This is a genomic window from Pseudomonas sp. AC229 (assembly GCF_979254655.1).
Genome location: NZ_CEEDHK010000011.1, coordinates 146,132 through 166,194 on the forward strand (window position 1 = coordinate 146,132; position 20,063 = coordinate 166,194).

Annotated in this window: 15 protein-coding genes; 11 read left to right on the top strand and 4 right to left on the bottom strand. The window is 61.5% G+C overall.

Going from position 1 to position 20,063, the window contains the following annotated elements; translation table 11 throughout:
- Positions 1-23: 23 nt before the first annotated feature.
- The 6 genes from AC0IW7_RS16470 (at position 24) to betA (ending at position 7,360) form a co-directional block, all read left to right on the top strand.
- Complete coding sequence (locus AC0IW7_RS16470; RefSeq protein ID WP_122497568.1) at positions 24-965, top strand: choline ABC transporter substrate-binding protein; 942 nt, start codon at positions 24-26, stop codon at positions 963-965.
- Between the two features lie 102 nt (positions 966-1,067).
- Positions 1,068-1,913, top strand: coding sequence for a choline ABC transporter permease subunit (gene choW, locus AC0IW7_RS16475; protein WP_463551169.1), 846 nt, complete (start codon positions 1,068-1,070; stop codon positions 1,911-1,913).
- The gene (choV, locus tag AC0IW7_RS16480; RefSeq protein WP_122497572.1) at positions 1,910-3,088 is read left to right on the top strand and encodes a choline ABC transporter ATP-binding protein; all 1,179 of its coding nucleotides are present in this window, start codon (positions 1,910-1,912) and stop codon (positions 3,086-3,088) included. Before choW ends, choV begins: the two co-directional genes overlap by 4 nt.
- A 320-nt stretch (positions 3,089-3,408) precedes the next feature.
- On the top strand, positions 3,409-3,999 hold the full coding sequence (gene betI / locus AC0IW7_RS16485) for a transcriptional regulator BetI (RefSeq protein WP_122497574.1): 591 nt from the start codon (positions 3,409-3,411) through the stop codon (positions 3,997-3,999).
- A 40-nt stretch (positions 4,000-4,039) separates the two neighbouring features.
- Positions 4,040-5,512, top strand: coding sequence for a betaine-aldehyde dehydrogenase (betB, locus tag AC0IW7_RS16490; RefSeq protein WP_471819442.1), 1,473 nt, complete (start codon positions 4,040-4,042; stop codon positions 5,510-5,512).
- Positions 5,513-5,677: 165 nt separating this feature from the next.
- Positions 5,678-7,360 (top strand): choline dehydrogenase, encoded by a 1,683-nt coding sequence (gene betA, locus AC0IW7_RS16495; RefSeq protein ID WP_471819444.1) that lies wholly within the window; start codon positions 5,678-5,680, stop codon positions 7,358-7,360.
- A 133-nt stretch (positions 7,361-7,493) separates the two neighbouring features.
- Here betA and torT read toward each other — a convergent pair whose 3' ends face one another.
- Positions 7,494-8,525, bottom strand: a complete 1,032-nt coding sequence (gene torT / locus AC0IW7_RS16500) for a TMAO reductase system periplasmic protein TorT (RefSeq protein ID WP_471819446.1) — start codon at positions 8,523-8,525, stop codon at positions 7,494-7,496.
- A 199-nt stretch (positions 8,526-8,724) separates the two neighbouring features.
- Here torT and mdtD point away from each other — a divergent pair, with 199 nt between their 5' ends.
- Entirely contained in the window at positions 8,725-10,152 is a 1,428-nt protein-coding gene (gene mdtD, locus AC0IW7_RS16505) for a multidrug transporter subunit MdtD (RefSeq protein WP_471819448.1), read from the top strand.
- Positions 10,153-10,171: 19 nt separating this feature from the next.
- Here the strand turns inward: mdtD and AC0IW7_RS16510 are convergent, their stop codons facing one another.
- The gene (locus AC0IW7_RS16510) at positions 10,172-11,422 is read right to left on the bottom strand and encodes an HD-GYP domain-containing protein (protein WP_471819450.1); all 1,251 of its coding nucleotides are present in this window, start codon (positions 11,420-11,422) and stop codon (positions 10,172-10,174) included.
- A 222-nt stretch (positions 11,423-11,644) separates the two neighbouring features.
- Between AC0IW7_RS16510 and dbpA the strand changes: the two genes are divergently transcribed.
- Together dbpA and AC0IW7_RS16520 are read left to right on the top strand one after the other, a co-directional pair.
- Entirely contained in the window at positions 11,645-13,024 is a 1,380-nt protein-coding gene (dbpA, locus tag AC0IW7_RS16515) for an ATP-dependent RNA helicase DbpA (protein WP_471819451.1), read from the top strand.
- 124 nt (positions 13,025-13,148) lie between these two features.
- Positions 13,149-14,384, top strand: a complete 1,236-nt coding sequence (locus AC0IW7_RS16520; RefSeq protein ID WP_471819453.1) for a GGDEF domain-containing response regulator — start codon at positions 13,149-13,151, stop codon at positions 14,382-14,384.
- Here the strand turns inward: AC0IW7_RS16520 and AC0IW7_RS16525 are convergent.
- The gene (locus AC0IW7_RS16525) at positions 14,381-15,172 is read right to left on the bottom strand and encodes a substrate-binding periplasmic protein (protein WP_471819455.1); all 792 of its coding nucleotides are present in this window, start codon (positions 15,170-15,172) and stop codon (positions 14,381-14,383) included. The two genes, AC0IW7_RS16520 and AC0IW7_RS16525, sit on opposite strands and share 4 nt — an antisense overlap.
- Before the next feature lie 148 nt (positions 15,173-15,320).
- On the opposite strand from AC0IW7_RS16525, the gene AC0IW7_RS16530 reads away from it, so the two are divergent.
- Positions 15,321-16,499, top strand: a complete 1,179-nt coding sequence (locus tag AC0IW7_RS16530) for a BaiN/RdsA family NAD(P)/FAD-dependent oxidoreductase (protein WP_471819456.1) — start codon at positions 15,321-15,323, stop codon at positions 16,497-16,499.
- Positions 16,500-16,660: 161 nt separating this feature from the next.
- Positions 16,661-18,856 (top strand): YccS family putative transporter, encoded by a 2,196-nt coding sequence (gene yccS / locus AC0IW7_RS16535; RefSeq protein ID WP_471819457.1) that lies wholly within the window; start codon positions 16,661-16,663, stop codon positions 18,854-18,856.
- 135 nt (positions 18,857-18,991) lie between these two features.
- Here yccS and AC0IW7_RS16540 read toward each other — a convergent pair whose 3' ends face one another.
- Entirely contained in the window at positions 18,992-19,852 is an 861-nt protein-coding gene (locus tag AC0IW7_RS16540) for an HDOD domain-containing protein (RefSeq protein WP_471819458.1), read from the bottom strand.
- Positions 19,853-20,063 lie beyond the last annotated feature (211 nt).

A 20,063-nucleotide genomic window follows, 5' to 3' on the forward strand; every position in this document is an offset into this window, starting at 1 on the left:
ATAATTTTAAAAGGAGTCAGTCCATGAAAATGTCCACACCCCTGTTACTGCTCGCCACGCTTAGCCTGCCCTTGCTGGCTAGCGCTGCCGAGCCTGCGTCCTGCAGCACCGTGCGTTTCTCCGATGTGGGCTGGACCGACATCACCGTCACCACTGCGGTGACCAGCGAAGTGTTGGAGTCGCTGGGTTACAAAACCAAGACCACCATGATTTCCGTGCCGGTGACGTACAAATCACTGGCCGCTGGCAAAGACCTCGACGTGTTCCTCGGCAACTGGATGCCGACCATGGAAAACGACATCAAGGCCTACCGTGATGCCGGCACCGTGGAAACCGTGCGCGCCAACCTCGAAGGCGCCAAGTACACCCTCGCCGTACCGGACTACGCCTACGAGGCGGGCCTGAAAGACTTCTCCGACATCGCCAAATTCAAAGACAAGCTCGACGGCAAAATCTACGGCATCGAGCCTGGCAACGACGGCAACCGCCTGATCCAGAGCATGATCGACAAAGACGCCTTTGGCCTGAAGGGCTTCAAGGTAGTGGAGTCCAGCGAAGCGGCCATGCTTTCGCAACTCAAACGCTCCAGCCGCAAGAACGAATTCATGGTGTTCCTGGGCTGGGAACCGCACCCGATGAACACCCGCAACAAGATGAAGTACCTCACCGGCGGCGATGAGTACTTCGGCCCCAACTTCGGCCAAGCCACCGTGCTCACCAACGTGCGCAAAGGCTACGTGCAAGAGTGCGGCAACGTCGGCAAGTTGTTGACCAACCTCTCCTTCACCCTGGAGATGGAAAACAACCTGATGGACGCCGTGCTCAACGAAAACCAGAAACCGCGCGACGCTGCCAAAGCCTGGCTCAAAGCCAACCCGCAGGTGCTCGACACCTGGCTCGCCGGGGTCACCACCCTCGACGGTAAGCCGGGCCTGGACGCCGCCAAAGCTGCGCTCGCCAAGTAAGCCTTCACGTCCAAAGACAGTAAGCAGTAACCGGGCGCGCACAGCCGTGATGGCGCGCCCGGCAGCCTGTGCCCATCCCGACCCACGTGGATAATCTCTACCATGCCGACTTTTGAAAAACTCCCTCTGGGCGAGAGAATCGCCGAATTCGTAGAGTGGCTGACGCAGCATGGCGCGGCGTATTTCGATGCCATCGCCTCGGCCCTGGAATTCATGATCCATGGGGTGACCAATGGCCTGACCTTTTTCAATCCGCTGGTATTGATTGGCCTGTTCGGTTTGCTCACCCACCTGATTCAACGCAAATGGGGCCTGACCCTGTTTTGCATCCTTTCGTTTCTGCTGATTCTCAACCTGGGTTACTGGCAAGAGACCATGGAAACCCTGGCGCAAGTGCTGTTCGCCACCTTCATCTGCGTATTGATTGGCGTGCCGCTGGGCATCATGGCCGCGCACCGCCCGCACTTTTACACGGTGCTGCAACCGGTCCTCGACCTGATGCAAACCGTACCGACCTTTGTGTACCTGATTCCTACCTTGACGCTGTTCGGCCTGGGCGTTGTGCCAGGGCTGATTTCCACGGTGGTGTTCGCGGTTGCCGCGCCGATTCGCCTGACCTACCTGGGCATTCGCGACGTGCCTAACGAGCTGATGGACGCCGGCAAAGCCTTCGGCTGCTCGCGCCGCCAACTGCTGACCCGCATCGAACTGCCGTACGCCATGCCGAGCATCGCGGCCGGCATTACCCAGTGCATCATGCTGTCGCTGTCGATGGTGGTAATCGCCGCACTGGTCGGCGCCGACGGCCTGGGCAAACCGGTGGTCAACGCACTGAACACAGCCGACATCGCACTCGGCTTCGAAGCCGGCCTGGCCATTGTGCTGCTGGCCATCATCCTCGACCGGGTATGCAAACAACCCGAAGCGAAAGTGAAGGTTGAACAATGAGCATGATTCGTTTCGATAACGTCGACGTCATCTTCTCCAAGTACCCCAAGGAAGCCTTGGCGCTGCTTGACCAGGGCATGACCCGCGACCAGATCCTGAAGAAAACCGGCCTGGTGGTCGGCGTCGAGAAAGCCAGCCTGGACGTCGAGCGCGGGGAAATCTGCGTGATGATGGGCTTGTCGGGCTCGGGCAAATCCAGCCTGCTGCGCTGCATCAACGGCCTCAACACCGTGAGCCGTGGCCGCTTGCTGATCGAGCACGAAGGCCAGGAAGTGGACATCGCCAATTGCTCGCCCGCCACCCTTAAAGACATGCGCACCAAACGCATCGCCATGGTGTTTCAGAAGTTCGCCCTGATGCCCTGGCTGACCGTGCGCGAGAACATCAGCTTCGGCCTGGAAATGCAGGGCCGCCCCAGCGCCCAGCGCACCAAACTGGTGGACGAGAAACTCGAACTGGTGGGCCTCACGCAATGGCGCAACAAGCGCCCGGATGAGCTTTCCGGCGGTATGCAGCAACGTGTGGGTCTGGCCCGCGCGCTGGCCATGGACGCCGACATTCTGCTGATGGACGAACCGTTCTCCGCCCTCGACCCGCTGATTCGCCAAGGCTTGCAAGACGAGTTGCTGGAGCTGCAACGCAAGCTGAGCAAAACCATCGTGTTCGTTAGCCACGACCTCGACGAAGCGCTGAAACTGGGTAGCCGCATCGCCATCATGAAAGACGGTCGGATCATCCAGTACAGCAAGCCGGAAGAGATCGTACTCAACCCGGCCGACGAGTACGTACGCACCTTCGTCGCCCACACCAACCCGCTCAACGTGCTGTGCGGTCGCAGCCTGATGCGCAGCCTGGACAAATGCACGCGCGTAAACGGCGAAGTGTGCCTGGACCCCGGCAACGATTCCTGGCTCGGCTTGGCCGAAGGCAACATGTACCAGGGCGCTCGCCAAGGCGCCGATGCCATCACCCTGCAGAACTGGGCACCGGGCGATGCCGTAGAAAGCCTGACCCGCCGCCCAACCTTGGTCGACTCCAACATCGGCATGCGCGACGCGCTGCAAATCCGCTACCAGACCGGGCACAAGTTGGTGCTGCACGATGCCAATCGGGTGGTGGGGGTGTTGGGTGATACCGAGCTGTATCACGCGTTGTTGGGTAAGAATCTGGGTTAGGTGTTTGTCTGGCCTACGCGCACGACTTGCAATTCTGGATTCCGAATCGTCGGACCGCCGCCTTCGCGGAATGACGGAGGCGACTGAGAAAACTCCGTCATTCCCGCGCAGGCGGGAATCCAGAATCTTGAGACTGAACACGTTAGCGAAGAAAACGCAGCCCGAACCTCTAACGAACACCCCTCAATGTCGCGAACACACCACACCGACTCCCCTATGTCGCTCAGAGCTACAGCCGGTCGTTTTTATTGATTCCGCGTTCAATAAAAACTCACTAGACTGCTGTAAAGCCCGCCGCGTCTGGATGCAGGAGTACACCAATGCCCAAAGTAGGGATGCAACCCATCCGCCGTTCCCAGCTTATTCACGCCACCCTGGAGGCGGTTGACCAAGTCGGCATGGACGCCAGCATCGCCCTGATCGCCCGATTGGCCGGTGTATCCAACGGCATCATCAGCCACTATTTCCAAGACAAGAACGGCCTGCTCGAAGCCACCATGCGCCACCTGATGACGGCCCTCAGCCTGTCGGTGCGCGACCGTCGCGCGTTGCTGGAAGACGAAAGCCCGCGCGCCCATATCCGCACCATCATCGAAGGCAACTTCGATGACAGCCAGGTCAACGGCCCGGCCATGAAAACCTGGTTGGCGTTCTGGGCCAGCAGCATGCACCAGCCCTCGCTGCGGCGCCTGCAACGGATTAACGACCATCGCTTGTATTCAAATATCTGCTGCGAATTCCGCCGCGTATTGCCCGTTAACGAGGCGCGCATGGCCGCCCGTGGACTGGCGGCGCTGATTGATGGCTTGTGGTTACGCGGCGCCCTCAGTGGCGAGGCGTTCGACACCCAGCAAGCCCTGCAAATCGCTTTCGACTACCTGGACCAACAACTGGCCAGGCAAGCGGGCTAAGCGCTCGCCCTTCCCCTTACCCGAATTTCGCGAGGACACCATGGCCCGTTTCCCCCTGCAAAAACTCTACATCCACGGCGGTTACGTTGACGCCACCAGCGGCGCCACGTTCCAGGCCATCAACCCGGCCAACGGCGAAGTGCTGGCCGAGGTGCAACGGGCCTCGCAGGCAGATGTGGAGCGCGCCGTGGACAGCGCGCAGAAGGGGCAGAAAGTGTGGGCGGCAATGACTGCCATGCAGCGCTCGCGCATCCTGCGCAAAGCCGTGGACATTCTGCGCGAGCGCAACGACGAACTGGCCGAACTGGAAACCCTGGACACCGGCAAGGCGTTGTCGGAGACCCGTTACGTCGACATCGTCACCGGCGCCGACGTGCTCGAGTATTACGCCGGCCTGGTGCCCGCCATTGAAGGCGAGCAGATTCCGCTGCGCGAAACCTCGTTCGTCTACACCCGCCGCGAACCGCTGGGCGTGGTCGCCGGCATTGGCGCGTGGAATTACCCGATTCAGATCGCCCTGTGGAAGTCCGCACCGGCATTGGCGGCGGGCAACGCGATGATTTTCAAGCCCAGCGAAGTCACCTCGCTGACTACGCTGAAACTGGCGGAAATCTACACCGCCGCCGGCCTGCCCGATGGCGTGTTCAACGTACTCACCGGCAGCGGCCGTGAAGTCGGCACCTGGCTCACCGAACACCCGGCCATCGAGAAAATCTCCTTCACCGGCGGCACCGACACCGGCAAAAAGGTTATGGCCAGCGCGTCGAGTTCTTCGCTTAAAGAAGTGACCATGGAACTGGGCGGCAAGAGCCCGCTGATCATCTTTGAAGACGCCAACCTCAACCGCGCCGCCGACATCGCGGTGATGGCCAACTTCTACAGCTCTGGCCAGGTGTGCACCAACGGCACCCGCGTGTTCGTGCCGCGCAGTTTGCAAGCTCGCTTCGAAGCCAAGGTGCTGGAACGTGTGCAGCGCATTCGCCTCGGCGACCCGACCGACGACAGCACCAACTTTGGTCCGCTGGTGAGCTTCGCGCACATGGAAAACGTGCTCGGCTACATCGCCAAAGGCAAGGAAGAAGGCGCGCGTTTATTGATTGGCGGTGAGCGCGTCACCACCGGCGAATTCGGCAAAGGCGCCTACGTGGCGCCCACCGTATTCAGCGACTGCACCGACGACATGAGCATCGTGCGCGAAGAAATCTTCGGCCCGGTGATGAGCATTCTGGTTTACGACGACGAAGACGAAGTGATCCGCCGCGCCAACGACACCGAGTTCGGCCTGGCGGCCGGCATCATCACCCAGGACCTCAACCGCGCCCACCGCGTTATCCATCAACTTGAGGCCGGTATCTGCTGGATCAACACCTGGGGCGAATCGCCGGCCGAGATGCCCGTGGGCGGCTACAAACAGTCAGGCGTTGGCCGCGAAAACGGGCTGGTGACGTTGGCGCAGTACACCCGGATAAAGTCGGTGCAGGTGGAGTTGGGTGGGTATACGTCGGTGTTCTAACACCGAGCCCATTCCAACCCACCGTCATCCCCGCGAAGGCGGGGATCCAGAATGGTTCAGGAGTACGCGCTCGCCGCCAAATACTGGATTCCGATTCGTCGGACCACCGCCTTCGCGGGAATGACGGGGTATAGGCCCAAAGCCGGTTCCAAGTTAGGAAAAATCATGAACACAGAATTCGATTACATCATCGTCGGCGCCGGTTCGGCTGGTAACACCCTGGCCACGCGCCTGACCGAAGACGCCGACGTTACCGTGCTGCTGCTCGAAGCCGGCGGCCCGGATTATCGCCTCGACTTTCGCACCCAGATGCCCGCCGCGTTAGCGTTCCCGCTGCAAGGCCGGCGCTATAACTGGGCGTACGAAACCGACCCGGAACCGCACATGAACAACCGCCGCATGGAATGCGGACGCGGCAAAGGCCTGGGCGGTTCGTCGCTTATCAACGGCATGTGCTACATCCGCGGCAACGCCATGGACTACGACGGCTGGGCAAAAACCCCAGGGTTGGAAGACTGGAGCTACCTCGACTGCCTGCCCTACTTCCGCAAAGCCGAAACCCGCGACATTGGCCCCAACGACTACCACGGCGGCGACGGCCCGGTGAGCGTCACCACGCCAAAGGCCGGCAATAATCCGCTGTTCAAAGCGATGGTCGAAGCCGGCGTGCAAGCCGGTTACCCGCGCACCGACGACCTTAACGGTTACCAGCAGGAAGGCTTCGGTCCCATGGACCGCACTGTCACCCCGCAAGGCCGGCGCTCCAGCACGGCGCGCGGTTATCTCGACCAGGCGCGCGGCCGGCCAAACCTGACCATCGTCACCCACGCCCTCACCGACCGCGTGCTGTTCGAAGGCAAACAGGCCGTGGGCGTCGCTTACCTCAAAGGCACCAGCTCGATTCCCGTGGAAGCCATGGCGCGCCGCGAAGTGCTGGTGTGCTCGGGCGCCATCGCCTCGCCGCAAATTCTGCAGCGCTCCGGCGTTGGCCCGGCGGCCTTGCTGAAAAAACTGCGCATTCCCCTGGTGCACGACCTGCCCGGCGTTGGCGAAAACCTGCAAGACCACCTGGAAATGTACCTGCAATACGCCTGCACCCAGCCGGTGTCGCTGTACCCGTCGTTGCTGTGGTGGAACCAGCCGCCGATTGGCGCGAAATGGCTGTTCCTGGGCAAAGGCATCGGCGCCAGCAACCAATTCGAAGCGGGCGGTTTTATCCGCAGCCGCGCCGAGTTCGAATGGCCGAATATTCAATATCACTTCCTGCCGGTAGCGATTAACTACAACGGCAGCAACGGCGTGCAAGAACATGGCTTCCAGGCGCATGTGGGCTCCATGCGTTCGCCGAGCCGTGGGCGCATTCAGCTCAAATCCAAAGACCCGCGCGAGCACCCGAGCATCCTGTTCAACTACATGGCCACCGAGCAGGACTGGCAAGAATTCCGCGACGGCATCCGCATCACCCGCGAGATCATGAACCAGCCCGCCCTCGACCCGTTCCGTGGCCGTGAAATCAGCCCCGGCCCCGACGTGCAGAGCGACGAGCAGCTCGACCAATTCGTCCGCGAACACGCCGAAACCGCGTTCCATCCCTCGTGCTCCTGCAAGATGGGCAGCGACGACATGGCGGTAGTCGACGGCGAAGGCCGCGTGCATGGCGTGCAGGGTTTACGTGTGGTGGATGCCTCGATCATGCCGCTGATCACCACCGGCAACCTCAACGCGCCGACCATCATGATCGCCGAGAAAATCGCCGACAAAATTCGCGGTCGAGCGCCATTGCCACGCAGTACTGCGCCTTACTACGTGGCGAATGGGGCGCCGGCTAGAGGGGCGCCGTTGCGTTAAGGCGGCCCTCTCCCCCAGCCCCTCTCCCGCGAGCGGGCGAGGGGTGACGTTTGCGCGAGCAGCTGCGATCCAACCCCCTCTCCCGCTTGCGGGAGAGGGCTGGGGAGAGGGGCCTTTGATTTGGCTTTTTCAGTCAATCCGGCAAATTCCGTCGAATCATCCACTGCCCATTCGGCGGCACCAGCACACTCAAATCCAGCCCGCCTACCGTATCGCGATCCAACATGATGATCTGCGGACTCACCCACTTAGCCACCGGCTGCTTCTCCAACAGGCGCACTGCCATGTCCACGGCAATGCGCGCCTGCACCACCGGCGAATCGGTCGGCGCCGCCAGCACCTGCCCTTGGGCGATCGGCTCCAGCAGCCGCTCGTTGGTATAAAACGACAACGTCTCGAAGTGAAAGCGCGGCCCGCTGTTGTGCCGCAGCCGCGAGGCAAACGCGGCCGCCTCGGCGTTGCCGACGACGTAATCCAGATTGGGCTCGCGTTCTAAAAGGCCGCGAATCAAGGGCGCCTGGCCGGAGATATCTGCCGGCCCATAGCCGCCATGAATCAGCGTCACCGAGCTGCCCTCCAGCGCCTTGTGCAACCCGGCTTCCGCGTCCGTGAGCCAGCCCGCGCCTTGCGGTCCGGGGAACCAGCCGACCCGAATCGCGCGGCCTTTGCTGTTGGCCAGCATGTAGGCAACGGCCGCCTCCGTCATGGCCGCGAAGTCCACCCGCGAATGGGCGCTGACGCCGGGGCAGTCGAGTCGATTGGCCAGGTCTATCACCGGCGCGCCCTGGTCGGCGACCGCTTTGATCTGCCCGCACAGCGCCGTGTCGCTGACGGCGCCGATGATGTACGCATCGGCGCCACGGTCGGCGCAGCGGGCCAACTGGTCGCTCTGCACCGTGGCGTTTTGGTAGCCGCCGGCATCGTAAATCCCCAGCCGCACACCCTGGCGATTGGCCTCTTGCGACAAGCCCCACGACATCGCCCACCAGTAACGGCCCACGCCTTGCGGCACCATCGCGCAGATACGCCACGGCTTGCTGGCTTTGAGTTGCGGCCGATAACTGGCGGGTTGCCCATCGCTGACCACGGGCACCGGGAACCACTCCTCGGCGCGCAGGGGCAGCGCGAACAGCAAGCACATCGTTACGCAACACATCAGCCGCATGAGGCAAGCCTTAACCAGTGAATTAGCACAATGGAACGCCGGTACAAGCGTGGCAGTCGCATGTGAATAATGCCAACCCGCCGGCGGCAAAATCAGGTCTGAACCGAGGCCATTTGCGCCATAGCTGCTGGTCAGTTGCAAAGCTTGGGCCTAGAGTCCGTGCAGCGTTGCCCGTGTCGCTCAGAAGTCGAGAACTGTTATGCCCGTACAACCCGCGCTGGATGCCCGCACTGCCCGTTTGCTGCCCTGGATTGTCGCCATCGCATTTTTTATGCAGACCCTGGACGGCACCATCCTCAATACCGCGCTGCCGGCCATGGCCCGCGAACTGCTGGAAGACCCGCTGCGCATGCAGTCGGTGGTCATCGCTTACATGCTCACCGTGGCGCTGCTGATTCCCGCCTCCGGTTGGATTGCCGACCGCTTTGGCACACGGCGGATTTTCTTCGGCGCGATTCTGTTATTCAGCCTCGGCTCGTTGCTCTGCGCCCTCAGCGTCAGCCTTCCGCAGTTGGTGGGCGCGCGCATCGTGCAGGGTTTGGGCGGCGCGTTGATGATGCCGGTCGGGCGCTTGGTGGTGCTGCGCGCCTACCCGCGCACGGAACTGGTGCGGATCATGAGTTTCATCACCCTGCCCGGTTTGCTGGGTCCGCTGATTGGCCCGACGCTGGGCGGCTGGCTGGTGGAGTACGCCAGTTGGCATTGGATTTTTCTGATAAATATTCCGGTCGGCATCATTGGCTGCATTGCGGTATACCGCGTGATGCCAGATCTGCGCGGCCCGCAACGCAGCCGCTTCGACACCCTGGGTTTTCTCCTGTTTGGTGGCGCCATGGTGTTGATCACCATCGCCCTCGAAGGGTTGGGTGAACTGCACCTGGCGCATATGCGCGTGATGTTGCTGCTGCTCGGCGGCCTGGCCTGTCTGGCCGCCTATTGGCTGCGCGCCGGGCAGGTGGACGAGCCGCTGTTTTCGCCCCGGCTGTTTCGCACGCGCACGTTTGCGGTCGGCATTCTGGGTAATTTGTTCGCCCGCCTGGGCAGCGGCTCGTTGCCCTTTCTGGTGCCGCTGCTGCTGCAAGTGGCGCTGGGTTATTCGCCCGCCCAGGCAGGCATGAGCATGATTCCCCTGGCCCTGGCGGCGATGGCAGTAAAGCCGCTGGCAAAGACCATCATCGACCGCTTCGGCTACCGCACCGTACTCACCGGCAACACCCTGCTGCTCGGCGCCCTGCTGGCCAGCCTGGGCACCGTCAGCGCCGAGACGCCTTACGCGTTATTGCTGCTGCATTTGGGCTTTCTTGGCGCGGTGAATTCCATGCAGTTCACGGCCATGAACACCGTCACCCTGATCGACCTGGACGATGCCAGCACCAGCAGCGGCAACAGCCTGCTGTCGGTGGTGGTGCAACTGGCGATCAGCCTGGGCATCGCTTCCGGCGCGGCGTTATTGGGCGGGTTTACCAGTGAAATCGGCACGGGCGAAATCGACAGCGTGCTCGGTGCGTTCCAGCTGACGTTTCTGTGTGTGGGCGTGTTGACGCTGCTGGCGGCGGCGATCTTTCTGCAGCTATCGCCGGAGGACGGGCGCAAGGCGAACCGGATCGCGACCGAGGTGCACGACTAAAGGCAACGCGGCGGATGGCCTAGGCGAAGTAACTGCCGTTCTTGGTCGGCAGCCCGCTCCACAGTTCTTCCAGCCGGGGGAAGTTCCAGTCCTCCGGCGCCTCGCGGCCGACGATCTTTTCCCGGCCGACCAGCTTGGATAAGTCGACGATTTGCTGAGGAATGGGGGTTTTCGACTTGGCCGAGAAAAACACTTTTATCCGGGGCGTTAGCAGCGAGGTGGGGTGTTGGTCCATGACCAGGCCCAGCCGGCCACTTTCCAGACGCACCAGCGAGCCGGTGGGGTAAATGCCGACCGATTTGACGAAGGCCTGAAACACCGCCTGGTCGAAATGCCCTTTGCTCCACTCGGCCATTTTGCGGATGGATTCGGCGGGGTCCCAGCCGGCTTTGTAAGGGCGGTTGGAGGTGATGGCGTCATACACGTCGCACACCGCCCCCATTTTGGCGAACAGGCTGATTTCGTCGCCTTTCAAACGATGCGGGTAACCGCTGCCATCGATTTTTTCGTGGTGGTGTAGGCACACGTCGATCACCGCATCACTCACTTGCTGGTTCTCGCCGAGCAAGCGCACGCCGGCTTCCGGGTGCTGGCGCACGGTGGTGAATTCGGCGTCGGTGAGCTTGCCGGGTTTGTTGAGGATGGCGTCGGGGATCATCATTTTGCCGATGTCGTGCAGCAACCCGGCGATGCCCGCCTCGCGAACCTGTTCCTCCGCCAGTTCAAGCTGACGCGCCAGGGCAATCATCAGCGCGCACACGGCCACTGAATGCATGTAGGTGTATTCATCACAGGTCTTCAGGCGTGCCAGGCTGATCATGGCGTCAGGGTGGCGGGCCACCGAATCGGCGATTTCTTCCACCAACTCGGCCACGTGCTCCGCGTTAATGGCCTGGCCCATGCGTACTTCGCCGAACATGGCGACCACCGCTTTTTTCGAGCGGGCGCATAGTTTTTGGGCACGTTTGACTTCGTCATCCAGCGAAGCGCTGATCGGCTTCTGCGGCGCCTGGGCTTCAGTCACCAGCAGGTTATCCACTTCAGCCGCCACCTCCGCCTGGCTTAACGCAGCGCTGCCGTCAGCGACATCGCGACCTTTGGAGGCGTCGATCCACACTTCCTCGATGCCACTGTCGAGGATGCGCTTGAGGTCTTTGTCTTCGGTAAGGAGAAACTTGGCCTTCCAGAATGGGTGCTCCATCCACGAACCGCAAAATTCGTGAATGTGCATGCCCAGGCAAAGGTCGGTAACGGCGATTCGTTTCAGCACGGTGGCACCCGGAAACGGTCTTCGGTTACGGGCATGCATGAGCGCAAGCCCGATAGAGAAGTAATACCAGCAAATGGCCAGTTCTGCGCCAGACTTTAGGCGTAATCCGTCGGCTGCAACGCAGTTTTTCAACGCAGTCTGTCGCGCGCCGGTACGGCCCATGCCGTGCCGCGCGGCGCCCCTGTTACACTGCACGCCATTTCCGTTTAGCAGGTCTGTGCCGTGACTTCCACCGCGTTCAATTCGTTGCCCCTGTCCGCCGCCATGTTGGCCAACCTCGAGTCGCTGGGGTACGCCGAAATGACGCCGATTCAGGCACAAAGCCTGCCGGTGATTCTCAAGGGCATGGACCTGATCGCCCAGGCCAAGACCGGCAGCGGCAAAACTGCTGCCTTTGGTATCGGTCTGCTCAACCCGCTGAACCCGCGCTATTTCGGCTGTCAGGCGTTGGTGCTGTGCCCGACCCGCGAGCTGGCCGACCAAGTGGCCAAAGAAATTCGCCGCCTGGCCCGCAGCGCCGACAACATCAAAGTGCTGACGCTGTGCGGCGGCGTGCCCTTCGGCCCGCAAATCGGCTCGCTGGAGCACGGCGCGCACATCATCGTCGGCACGCCGGGTCGGATTCAGGAGCACCTTCGTAAAGGCACGTTGAAACTCGACGGCCTCAACACGCTGGTGCTCGACGAAGCCGACCGCATGCTCGACATGGGCTTTAACGACGCCATCACCGACATCATTGGCCAGACCCCCAGCAAGCGTCAGACGCTGCTGTTCTCCGCCACCTACCCGGCCGGCATCAAGCAATTGTCGGCCGCGTTCATGCGCAATCCGCAGCAGGTAAAGGCCGAGGCCCTGCACGCCGACAGCCAGATCGAGCAGCGCTTCTACGAGATTGATCCGGACCAACGCATGCAGGCAGTGACAAAACTGCTGGCGCACTTCCGCCCGCAATCGTGCGTGGCGTTCTGCTTTACCAAGCAACAGTGCCAGGAAGTGGTCGACCACCTCGCCGCCAAAGGTTTCTCGGCGCAGAGCCTGCACGGCGATCTGGAACAGCGTGACCGCGACCAGGTGCTGGCGATGTTTGCCAACCGCAGTTGCAGCGTGCTGGTAGCCACCGACGTGGCAGCGCGTGGTCTGGACATCGACGCCCTCGACGCCGTGATCAACGTGGAGCTGGCGCGCGATTCTGAAATTCACATTCACCGCGTTGGCCGTACCGGTCGCGCTGGCGAAAAAGGCCTGGCCTTGAGCCTTGTCGCCCCGGCCGAAGGGCACCGCGCGCAGGCCATCGAAACCCGCCAGCAAGCGCCGCTGCATTGGGACCAGCTCGACAACCTGAAACCGCAACCCGGCGGCCCGCTGCAACCGCCCATGGTCACCCTGTGCATCGCCGCCGGGCGCAAAGACAAAGTGCGGCCCGGCGACATTCTCGGCGCCCTGACAGGCGATGCCGGCATTGCCGGAGACAAGGTCGGCAAGATTGCGATTTTTGATTACCAGGCCTATGTGGCGGTGGATCGCAACGTGGTAAACCAGGCGCTGAATCGCTTGAATAGCGGGAAGATCAAGGGCAAGTCGATTCGGGTAAGAATGTTGTAATCGTAGTTTGCTCGTAGGAGCGAGCTTGCTCGCGAAGAACACACTGCGGTCTTCTGGCTCGCCGCGGCGCCTGCTTCGCGAGCAAGCTCGCTCTACATACGCATCAACAGCAAGGAGGCAAGCAGTGCGTAACATTTTAGTCGTCGAAGACAGCCCGCTCGTGCTCAAAATCCTGGAGCACCTGTTCCGCCAGGAACCCAACCTGCAGCCAGTGTTCTGCGCCTCGCTGGGCGAAGCCCAGGTGATGCTGGAGACCTCCGCCGGGTTGTTCTTCGCCGCTATCGTCGACCTCAATCTGCCCGATGCCATGGACGGTGAAATCGTCGACCTGGTGCTCGGCTTCAACCTGCCGTGCATCGTGCTCAGCGGCTCGTACAACGAGCAGCGCCGCGACGAGTTGTTGCTCAAGGGCGTGGTCGATTACGTGCTCAAGGAAAGTCAGCACTCCTACGAATACGCCTTCCGCCTGCTGCACCGTCTGGAGAGCAACAGCCAGGTGAAAATTCTGGTGGCCGAGGATTCCGACGCCACGCGCAATTTCATCCGGCGCATTCTCACCTCCCACCTGTACCAGATCATCGAAGCGCAAGACGGCAACCAGGCGCTGCAGATTCTCAAAGATCAGCCCGACATCGACCTGCTGCTGGTGGACCACAGCATGCCGGGTATCAGCGGCTTCGATCTGGTGAAGTTGCTGCGCCAAAAAATGAAGCGTTCCGACTTGATCATTCTTGGCCTGTCGGCAGACACCAAAGGCTCGCTCAGCGCCTTGTTCATCAAACACGGCGCCGACGACTTCCTGCGCAAACCGTTTTGCCCGGAAGAACTCAACTGCCGCGTGATGTCGACCCTGGAACGTCGCGACCTGATGCAAGCGCTCAAGCAAGCGGCCTTGTTCGATTCGCTGACCAACCTCTACAACCGCCGCGCCTTCTACGAGCAAGGCACGCAAATGTGCAAGCTGGCGCAACGCGGTGGCCATGATCTGAGCGTGGCGATGCTCGATCTGGATTTATTCAAAAGCATCAACGACGACTACGGCCACGCCAGCGGCGATACGGCGTTGGTGTTGTTTGCCCGGGCCTTGTTGCAGGTATTCCCCGACGCCCTGCTCGGGCGTTTGGGCGGCGAGGAATTTGCGCTGATCAGCCGCCAGGACGCGCCGGCTTTGCACGTGGCCCTGGAACAGTTGCGCCAGGTGGCGGCAGGTTTGCGTTATGCCACTGACGCACCGCCGCTGAATTTCAGCGCGGGCGTGTATCAAGGCGCGGCGGAAGATTTGGAAAGCCTGCTGCATCACGCCGACGGTCGTTTGTACCAGGCCAAGCATCAGGGTCGCGGTCGCACGGTCAGCAGCTAGTCAGGGATTTCGCCCGGGTCTTGCCCGGTTGGGCCCACTGCGTCACTCGCCGCCGCAAAACCATGAGCGGCAAAAATCTTTGCGTAGGTGCCGTCTTCACGCATGGCCTGCATGGCTTTATTGAAGCCGGTCACGATCTCTTGCGCGTGCGGGTGATTACTGCGCACCAGAATATGCAAACCGTTTTCGCTTAACGGTTTCGGCAAAAATTCCACTTGGTCTTCGATACCGCGCAGTTCGTGCTGAAAGTAGTGACGCGCCACCAGTTCATCTTCCAGGGTCATTTGCACGCGCCCTGCGGCCAACATGCGTGCGCCCATGGCGAAATCCACCACCGGCACCCTGAGCAGCGACGGATCGTTGTCGAACTCGCGCTGGTACGAGTAGCCGCGCACCACCGCGATGCTGTTGTCGGCCAGATCGCTCAAGGTTTTGAAGTGCAGGTCGCTGCCCTTGCGCCGCATAAATCGGATGCGGTTAATCAAATACGGTTCGGAAAAAACACCGTACTGGGCCCGCTCCGTGTCGTACCAGGCGCTCAACACAATGTCGTAGTCGCCGGCTTGTAGGCCATACAGCACGCGCGCCCAGGGCACCTGAAAATAGGCACTGGAGTAACCGGCGCGCTTGAGCGCGGTGATCACCAGGTCGCTGGATAAGCCGTTATTGAGCAGGTTCACATCGTTGAACGGCGGCCAGGTGTTGGCCACCAAACGCAGCGACTCGGCGCTCGTCGAGGCGCTACAGGCTAAAACCAGCCACAACATAAGGCGCGGGAATAACTTCATGCCTGGCGTCTTCTCAGTCTGACCCGTTTATACAAGCAGCTTAGTCAGGTCAGCGCCAACAGCACCAGTGCGCAAACGCCAAGTTTGTGCGGCGCTTACGCTAAACTGCCGCCCCGGTGGGTTGGCTCAATTGTTTTCGAGGTGCGTGGTGCAGGTTTCGGATGTGGTGATTATTGGCGCGGGCGCCGCCGGCTTGATGTGCGCCATGCAGGCAGCCGGGCGCGGCCGTTCGGTGCTGCTGCTGGACCACGCGAACAAGGCCGGGAAGAAAATCCTGATGTCCGGCGGTGGACGCTGCAACTTCACCAACATGTACACGGAGCCTGCCAACTTCCTTTCGCAGAATCCGCACTTCTGCAAATCGGCCCTGGCGCGCTACACCCAGTGGGACTTTATCGAACTGGTGAGCAAGCACGGCGTGCCGTACCACGAGAAAAAACTCGGTCAGCTGTTTTGCGATAACAAGGCCAGCGACATTCTCGAGATGCTGCTCAGCGAATGCGACCAGAGCGGCGTGCAGTTGCACCTGAACACCGCCGTCACACAAATTGAAAAAAGCGACGCCGGTTACCTGCTGCAAACCGGCATCGGCGCAGTGACATGTACATCGCTGGTCATCGCCACCGGCGGTTTGTCGATTCCCACGCTCGGCGCTACCGGCTTTGGCTACCAAGTGGCCAAGCAGTTCGGCCACAACCTGCTGCCCACGCGCGCCGGCCTGGTGCCGTTCACCATTACCGATCAGCTCAAAGCCCTGTGCACCGAGTTGTCGGGCACCTCGGTGGATTGCCTGGTGAGCTGCAACGATGAAAGCTTCCGGGAAAACATTCTGTTCACCCATCGCGGCCTCAGCGGCCCGGCGATTTTGCAGATCTCCTCGTACTGGCTGCCCGGCCAGGCCATCAGCATCAACCTGCTGCCCGACCACGACGTGCCGACCTGGCTCAACGAGCAACAGGCCGAGCGCCCGAACAGCGAACTGAAAACCCTGCTCGGCGAGCTGTTCACCAAGAAGATGGCGACGCTGTTGGCAGAGCACTGGTTCGTGTCCAAGCCGATGAAGCAATACACGCCGGCCGAGCTGGCGCAAATCGCCGAACAGCTTGCCAACTGGCAAGTGGTGCCCGCCGGCACCGAGGGTTATCGCACGGCGGAAGTGACCCTGGGCGGCGTCGACACCAAAGAGGTGTCGTCAAAAACCATGGAGTCGCTGAAGTCGCCGGGGCTGTACTTTATCGGCGAGGTGCTGGATGTGACCGGCCACTTGGGCGGCTTCAATTTCCAGTGGGCGTGGGCCTCGGCCTACGCGGCGGCGCAATTCGTTTAAGCACCACGTGACTTCATGGCGCGGCGAGAGTCCAACCACTCTTCACGCGCCACAGCGCTGTGTGACCGCTGCCGTTTTCGCTAAAAAATCGTAACGGCGGTTCGCACAGCCGGGCTTATCCGTTCTAATCAACGTATCGCCAGTCAGGTTGTCTGCCCACGATGCCAGCGTCCACTATTCGCCAAACCCTCCGCCGTCTCTGGGCGCAGGACAAATTCAGCTACAGCGTGCGGGCCTTTATCGCCCTCACCGGCATCATGGCGTTGTGCTGGACCCAAGACGCCATGCACCAGCTGATTCCGCTGTTCCTCGGCGTTATCGCCAGCGCCCTGGCTGAAACCGACGACAGCTGGCAAGGCCGCCTCAATGCGCTGCTGGTGACCCTGGCGTGTTTTAGCGTGGCCTCGGTGGCGGTGGAACTGTTGTTCCCGCTGCCCTGGGTATTTGCCGCGTCGATGGCAGTGGCCAGTTTCTGCCTGACCATGCTCGGCGCCTTGGGTGAGCGCTATGCGCGCATCGCCCAAGCCACGCTGATTCTGTCGGTGTACACCATGATCGGCGTCGATCAGCGCGACGGCGCCCAGGTCAATTTCTGGCACGAGCCCATGCTGTTGGTGGCCGGCGCCGCGTGGTACGGGCTGTTGTCGGTGGTGTGGCAGGCGTTGTTTTCCAATCAGCCGGTGCAGCAAAGCCTGGCCGTGTTGTTCCGTGAGCTGGGGCGTTTTCTCAAGCTGAAGTCGGCGCTGTTCGAGCCGCTGCGCGGCGTGGACCTGGAAGACAAACGCCTGGCCCTGGCCAAGCAAAACGGCAAGGTGGTGGCGGCGCTGAATGCCAGCAAAGAGATCATTTTGAACCGGGTCGACAGCGCGCGGCCGGGGCAGAAAATCAGCCGTTACCTCAAGCTGTACTTCATGGCGCAAGACATCCACGAACGCGCCAGCTCCTCGCACTACCCGTACAACGAATTGGCCGAAGCGTTCTTCCACAGCGACGTGCTGTTCCGCTGCCAACGCTTGCTGCGCCAGCAAGGCGAAGCCTGCCAGCGCCTGGGCCAGGCCATTCAGTTGCGCCAGAGCTTCGACTACGGCGGCCACTCCAGCCAGGCGTTGGCCGACTTGCAAGCCTCGCTGGAACACTTGCGCATCCAAAGCAACCCGGCCTGGCGCAGCTTGTTGCGCTCGCTGCGGGCATTGGCCAGCAACCTTGGCACGCTGAACAACCTGCTCAGCAACGCCAACAACCCCGACGCCCTGGCCGAGGAGCAAGACAGCAGTTTGCTCGACCGGTCGCCGCGTTCGTTCAAAGACATCATCGGCCGCATCCGCCTGCAACTGACGCCCACCTCGTTGCTGTTCCGCCACGCGCTGCGCCTGTCCATCGCCTTGAGCGTTGGCTACGGCATGCTGCACCTGATTCACCCTGAGGAAGGTTACTGGATCATCCTCACCACGCTGTTCGTGTGTCAGCCCAACTACGGCGCCACGCGCAAAAAACTCATGCAGCGGATCGGCGGCACGGTGATCGGGCTGATTCTGGGCTGGGCGCTGTTCGACCTGTTCCCCGGCGCGCTGATTCAAGCGATGTTCGCGGTGGTGGCCGGCGTGGTGTTCTTCGTCAACCGGGCCACGCGCTACATGCTCTCGACTGCCGCCATCACGCTGATGATCATGTTCTGCTTCAACCAGGTGGGCGACGGCTACGGCCTGATCGTGCCGCGCCTGGTCGACACCCTGCTCGGCGCGCTGATCGCCGGCCTGGCGGTGTTCCTGATCTTGCCGGACTGGCAGGGCCGACGCCTGAACCAGGTCGTGGCCAACACGCTGATCTGCAACAGCCGCTACCTGCAGCAAATCATGCTGCAGTACGCCGCCGGCAAGCGCGACGACCTCACCTATCGCCTGGCGCGACGCAACGCCCACAACGCCGACGCGGCGCTGTCGAGCACGCTGGCCAATATGCTGATGGAGCCGGGGCACTTCCGTAAGGAAGCCGACGTGGGCTTCCGCTTTCTGGTGCTCTCGCACACCTTGCTCAGCTACCTGTCGGCCCTGGGCGCGCACCGTGGCGAACCGCTGCCGGGCGCGGCCGAGCCGGGGCTGATCAGCCAGGCCGCGGCCACGCTGGCGGCCAGCCTGGACGAAGTGGCGCAGAACCTGGCGCAGAAAACCCCCGTGGTGGTGCACAGCGATGCCGAGGAAAACCTGGCTAAAGAGCTGGAGCAACTGCCGGAGGAAATGGACGACCGCGAGCGGTTGGTGCAGAGCGAATTGGCGTTGATTTGCCGCCAGTTGAGCCCGTTGCGCACGTTGGCGGCACATGTGTTGCGTGATCCGGTGAGCATTAACGCGCCGGGTTGATTAACGGTCCCACTCAGCAAGCCACCGTCATTTCCGCGTAGGCGTCGGTCCGCCGGGAACTGCGGAATTTTCGAGAGACGTGTTTGCCGAGCCATACTGGATCCCCGCCTTCGCGGGGATGACGGTGAAAGTGAGTTACCGCAACATTTCCGCTAATGCATCAATCTCCTGACGGTGCACGCTGATCAGTTGCAGGCCGCCGTTGATGTCGAGCTGGTTGTAGGGCGGCAGCAACTTGCCAAAGCCAGTCAGACTTTGCAGCGGCGGCAGGTCGCTGACATGGTCGAAGCCTTTGAGACGGTGGTAGCGCGCCAGGTTGACCAAGTCGATCAGCTCCATGTGGTAGTCCGTGCTGCGCTCGCTCCAATCGCCGCTGTGGCGCACGATCTCGACCAGCTCGGCGTCTACCGCCCACTTGCGCAACAGGATGATGCCCAGCGATTTGCTGTACTCGCGGCACAGCTCCAGGTACAGCTCGCGCGACGGCACGGCATCTTCTTTGAACGCGGACAAAATCGCCAACGAACCCAGCTCACTCATCAAGCTCGCCAGCAATGCCTGCTCCGGTTGGATATGGCTGGCGCGTGAGGCCAGAAACGCGCAGATGCAGGCCTGCAAAATCAGGCGTTCCCAGGCTTCGAGAAACAGTTTTTTATGCGCGGCACTGTGCAAGGTGAACAGGCTTTGAATGCTGTGGACCATGGTGATGCGGTCCACCTGGCCGACGCCGAGTACCTGCATCACGTCTTTGAGGGTTTTCGGACCGCGACGGGTGCGGTTGAGCGGGCTGGAGGAGTACTTGATCAGCAAGGCGGCGAGCGCCGGATCGCGGCTGACCAGCTTGCTCAGCACTTCGAGGCTGATGTCCGGGCTGCGCAGGGCTTTGCGTATTTCCAGCGTCAACGCCGGCAGGCTCGGCAGTTGCTCCTCGCCAGACATCAACTCCGTCACCACCTGGCGATAGCGGGCGTAGCTACTCATCATCACTGCCGACATGAAACCCTACTCCGCGCGAACCTCAGGCAATACAGGCTAATCGCTATCACGGGGTTTGCCCATTGGCCGCCCGTCTAGTCGACGTGTTTTTTCGCAACTATCGCTGACTCCAAAACCATCGAGGCTGAAGCCTCTCGCACAAGACAGCGCATTTCTGTAGGAGAGGCTTCAGCCTCGATTCCTGGAAACGCTTACCCCATGGTCTTAACGC